6 protein-coding genes are annotated in these 5258 nt (G+C 30.3%); 1 reads left to right on the plus strand and 5 read right to left on the minus strand.

The annotated features are described in order from the left end of the window. Positions 1 to 43 precede the first annotated feature (43 nt). The gene (locus J4403_04755) at positions 44 to 253 is read left to right on the plus strand and encodes a hypothetical protein (protein MBS3167481.1); all 210 of its coding nucleotides are present in this window, start codon (positions 44 to 46) and stop codon (positions 251 to 253) included. Here the strand turns inward: J4403_04755 and J4403_04760 are convergent, their stop codons facing one another. The 5 genes from J4403_04760 to J4403_04780 form a co-directional block, all read right to left on the minus strand. Next, positions 254 to 826: a hypothetical protein gene (locus J4403_04760; protein ID MBS3167482.1), complete on the minus strand. Its 573-nt coding sequence runs from the start codon at positions 824 to 826 to the stop codon at positions 254 to 256. Between the two features lie 5 nt (positions 827 to 831). Continuing rightward, complete coding sequence (locus tag J4403_04765; GenBank protein MBS3167483.1) at positions 832 to 3012, minus strand: DEAD/DEAH box helicase family protein; 2181 nt, start codon at positions 3010 to 3012, stop codon at positions 832 to 834. Then, the gene (locus J4403_04770) at positions 3009 to 4748 is read right to left on the minus strand and encodes a site-specific DNA-methyltransferase (protein ID MBS3167484.1); all 1740 of its coding nucleotides are present in this window, start codon (positions 4746 to 4748) and stop codon (positions 3009 to 3011) included. The genes J4403_04765 and J4403_04770 overlap by 4 nt, the downstream gene beginning before the upstream one ends. 61 nt (positions 4749 to 4809) lie before the next feature. Further along, positions 4810 to 4986 carry a hypothetical protein gene (locus J4403_04775; protein MBS3167485.1) on the minus strand — a complete coding sequence of 59 codons (177 nt, stop codon included), beginning with the start codon at positions 4984 to 4986 and terminating at the stop codon, positions 4810 to 4812. Further along, positions 4976 to 5258 (minus strand): hypothetical protein (locus tag J4403_04780; GenBank protein ID MBS3167486.1); only part of this gene is annotated, 283 nt, incomplete at its 5' end. The genes J4403_04780 and J4403_04775, both read right to left, overlap by 11 nt.

Here is a 5258-nt window from a genome sequence, read left to right on the forward strand (position 1 = left end):
ATGCAAACGTGCCTTATAAGATTATCTGCATTAATGTGCATAGATGAGAAAACCTATTACTGATATAATCGCAGAGGTGAAAAAATTACTAGAAAAAGAAGGCGAGATGTCAATTAGACGGCTTTCTCTTAAAACTAAATCTCAATGGAGAACAATAGAGAAAGCTTTAGAAACTATGAAAACTCTTGGTGTTGTAAAAGAAAGAAAAGGCACAGACACTAAAAGGGTTGAGAGATTGTTTAGCTTAAAATAATCATCTCTTAACAATTCTGCCATTTACTATTGTAAATTCATCCGAGAATCTAGAGTTTAAAATTTCTATGTATAATTTTAATGTTTTTAATGAATCTTCTTTAGCATCCCCTTCTTCTCTTGGGTGGATATATTTATTTCTAATATTGTCTATATCTTTTAACTTTTTTACATATTCCGGTTTTAACAATCCAGATTTTTCTAAGAGGTTTAACCTTCTCCATTGTTTTTGAATTGGTCCCTCAAATAATTCTTCTTCAGTGATTTCCTTTTCATTAATTTTGAATTTTAATTTTTCTGATAACTCTATTGCAAACCTTTCCGATGCAATTCCTATCATAGACACAGATGCATGAAATAATCCCGAGAGATAACAATTTTTTGCTTCATCAAGAAGTTTAGAATAAAACCCAACATCTGCGGTAAGGAGTGCTGGAATTTCGCTCATTCTTTTTGTCACCTCAGGTAAATTTTTTTCAAATTGATTTCTAAGCTGATCTTCAATTTGCTTTTTTATTTCTGGATTTCCTATGATATTTGAGGTAGTATCAAGATGTATCCTTATATTATCCATATTATTCAAATCTCCAGAACATTCCAACTTGATAAATCATTTGGATTATATTCATATTTCTCTTTATCGTTAATTCTCCAGCTTCCATTAGACTCTATAACAATTCCACCCCGGAGTTTTTTATCTTTATTCTTTTTAATGTATTTTTGTAAACCCCCTGCTCTTGGTCCTGCGTCTTTCGCCGTCATTCCACCTTTGGTATCAAATAGTCCAATTTGGCCATCTTTAAACTTAACAATAAAATCAACATAAAAAGCCCATTCTTTGTTATTCTCATCTTTATACAAAACTGCAAAATACTTCTTTTCACCTTCACCATTTTTATACCACCAATCAACTTTATCAGAATTGTCTAATAAATCCATAAATAGTTTTTCAGGTTGACTTGGTTTCTTTGTATAAAATGGCTTCATTATTGATTTTCGATGAGATTCTTGTTTTGCGTTGCTTTTATACGAGTCAATTAAAGGAACTTCCCATCTTGGCTCTTCTGTCCTTTCTCTCACTTCACTTAATTGTCCAATAACTTGTTTTTTGTATTGCTCTTTTGAAAGATTAATAACATCTACTAATGCTTGAACATTCTCTTTTCCCAAAACTATCCTTTGAACTATTGGATCAAACTTTGGTAATTTATATTTTGTGTTGAAGAATTGATAAATTGCTGTTTTCATTCTATCACTTGAGTCACCAGGAGCATAAGGAGAACAATTATCATAAATAAACCTGTCAAATCTCTGCTGTAATTCTCCTTCATTAAGCTTTACCTCAATCTGTCCTTTATGTTCTATTTCTCCTATTTTGTCAATATTTACAATCTTACCATCAGCAATAATAGGGCTTACAACTTTAGAAGGCTCTAAAACTATTTTCTTCTTTAAATTAGTTTCTTCTGCTATTTTCATAAATATTTTAGCAAACTCTCCAGAAAGTCTAGTTCTTTCTCTTTGCCTCTTTAGATAAATAGAAGACAATGCTACGCTCTTATATACAGAATTATCTCTTTTAGCTTCATAAATTGTAACATAATCCTTTGCATAATCTTCTGTTATTTCAATATTTGGTAGATTTGTAAAAACAAATCCTTTGTTTAAATCTTCTGAATTGTAATACTTTAATTCGGGCATTCTCATAATTCTGCCTATTGTTTGAATTGTAAAAGTGAAACTTTTAGATTCTCTAAATATAACTAAAGTTGATGCTCTTGGACAATCCCATCCTAAAGCTATGGCTTGTTTGAAAACCAAAACTTCTACTTCGTTATCTGGCTTTTCTATGTTAGCAAGATTATCGGTTTTCTCTTCAGATAACCATACAGCCAATTTTCCATTTTCTTCTGTAATCTTGAATTTGTCTTTTAAGATTTTGATAACTTCATCTTTTTTATTAACTAAATTAGCTTTGCTATCTGGCAATTGAATTAAAATTAAAGGATTAATATTTGAATTTTCTTTTTTATATAATTTTGCTAATTCTTCTCTTTTCTTTAATGCTTGTTCTATAACTAAAACATCTGAACTTTTATCTCCAATTTTAATATCTAAAAATTCTGGATTTACGGAAATCTCTGATTTAATCATTTCTTCAGCTTTTACATCAGCTAAATGAACTTTCTCTATTTCTGAAACATTATCTTTTAAATGAGGAGTAGCAGAGACTTCAATAGTTACTTTAGGTCCTATTGTTTCAATTAACTCCTTAGATTTATCTGAACTTGCTGTATGGTGACTTTCGTCAATTATCAAAATTATTTCTCTGCCTTCTTCTTTTGTGTTTTGAATAATTGCATTAAGATTGTTGTCTTGTTCATTTTCTCTAACATAAATATTAATGTCTTTCTTGTTTATGCTATGCCAATTAATAAACAAAACTTCATTTTCTCCAATTTGTTTATCTTCTAAATCCTCAAAATATGAACATTGGATTAATCTGTCATCTTCGTAATATTTCTCTAATTTTTCCTTGCTTTGCTCGTGCAACATCCTAACACTAACCCAAACAAAAGAATATTTCTTTTTGTTATCTTTAACTAATTGTTTTAACATCTCAGAAACCATAATAGTTTTACCGCTTCCTGTTGGAGATTGAAAAATAACAACTTCTCTGTCTGAGCTTCTTAAAGCATTTTGCACTTTAAATTTAAGACTTTCAACTGCTCGTTTTTGATAATCTTTTAGCTCTATCATTTGAATATCCTCTTATAGACATTTAATATAACTGCTGGTATCGGTCTTAACTCAACCAAATTAGTTACATCTTCAAATTCTTCTTCTCTTGCACTTTCATCAAGAGAGAAAACATAAGTTATAAATTTCTTCTTCATTTTTTTAATCTCTTTCTTAAATGGCTCAATTCCATCATCACTATAAATTATTCCTAAATAAGTATCTTGTGAATTTTTGAAAAGTCTATAATCTCCTTCTCTCTTTATTTCGTCAAAACAATCTTCCTTTAAGCAAAGCATTTCTGTGGATTTATCAACTAACTTCTTTTTGTTCTTGTCTGTTGGCTCTGCATCCACAAAGTCGGTTTTGAAATATTTTAGTCCACTAGGTCTATCGGAGATTAATTTGCCTTTAGATTCTTTTTCTAAGTTTTCTATAGCTTTTTTGACACGAGGATAACAAATATCTGTAGCGATTTTGAGTCCAGTTCCATTATTATCTTGATTATCTGTACAAAGTATAAAATGTCTTTCACCATTGTCCTCAAGATTTAGAGTTAATACAGCGTGGCCTGTTGTTCCAGATCCAGCAAAAAAATCTAAGACTATTCCTCTTTTCTTACCTGCTATTTCAATTAATTTTTTTATTAAATATGTTGGTTTTGGATAGTCAAAAACATCTTTGCCGTCAAATAATTCTTTTACTTCAGCTCTTCCATTCTGATAGTTTAACTCTTTATCTATCCATATTGTTTTTGGTTTTGTCAGAGTCCCATTTCCTTCTTCATCTTCATAGTAATTTATTCTAAAAATATCATAAAATTCATCTTCTCCCTTTCTGTTTACTTTTTTCCCTATTAATAGACTAATGTTCTCTTGTGCTTTCTTTTGAGACCATGTCCACCGCCCTTCTTCACCACTAGGTCTTTTAGGAAATGTTTCTATATAATGCATTTTAGTTTTTTGAAGCGAAACAGAATTATCTTTTGGATTCACATAAATAGGGTAATACATGTTTGGTCTTTGTTCACGCTTCCATTCACCACCTCTTTGTCTAAGACCCAAAAAACGATATCTTTTTCCAAATTTATCTTTATAAGGATAGTCTATGTGTGCAGTCTCTTCTTTGCTGAATCCTTTAATTACTAAACTGCTTGAAGATTTAGCATATACTAAGACATATTCGTGCACATCAGCCAAATGCCTACTAGCTTGTGACCCTCTAGGGTTACTTTGAATAATTATTTGACCAATAAAATTTTTCTCATCAAATATCTCATCACATAATAATTTTAATTGCGATTGCTCATTATTGTCTATTGAAATAAAGATAATTCCATTTTGTTTTAATAATGGTCTCGCCAATTTTAATCTTTTTGCCATGAAAGAAAGCCATTTGCTATGTCTATATGAGTCATTTTTATCTACAACCCTATCGTTATACACGAAGCCTTCATTTCCAGTATTATAGGGCGGATCAATGTAAATAACATCAATAGCTCCCTTATGAGTATAGTTTAAAACTGAGAGGGCATGATAGTTATCTCCCTCTATTAAGATGTTTGTAGGTTTCTTAACATCTGTTTTAATTTCTTTCTTTTTATCTTCTTCAAGAATAGGTAGTTTTTCCTTGCATAATTCAGCTACCTGTTCAGGTTTATCTTCCCAAACTATACCATACTTTTTTCTTTTGCTTAATTTATCGAGTTCCTTAACTAATTCGGTTTTACTCCAATTAGCATAATCCTTTTTGGCCATGTTATAAATACAATTAAACCCGCATATAAAAAACTATCTTGTGCCTCATAAGAATGTGTAATTAGGTTCCATTCTTACTCATTTTTTGTCTTTGTCTTTTGCAAAAGCATTTTATACACATAAGTTTCTCTGGTTTATTCTCATCTTGATTATCTTCTTCAATTACAAAAAAACCATTTTCTATATTTCTTTTCTTTTTACAACATACACATATATACTTCTCTGCATCAACTCTCATTATAACCTCCAATTTTAATCACCTCGTAATTTAATTCTTCAATATCTGACGGAGGCTCTGGAATCTTGGGATTTAGTAAATCATATGTTTCTTGAAAGTCATAATAAAACTCAATCTCTTGATTGCACTTAGGACAAATTTGTTTTTTCTTAGTTAATGGTGGAATTTTGTCCTTAAAGAAACAGCCAAAAACATTAATTAGCCTCTTATGACGAATTGCCATAATATACTGAGCCATACTCTGAAGACTCTTAAAATCCTCTTTATTTGAT

This window comes from Candidatus Woesearchaeota archaeon (assembly GCA_018302225.1).
GTDB lineage: Archaea > Nanobdellota > Nanobdellia > SCGC-AAA011-G17 > JAGVZY01 > JAGVZY01.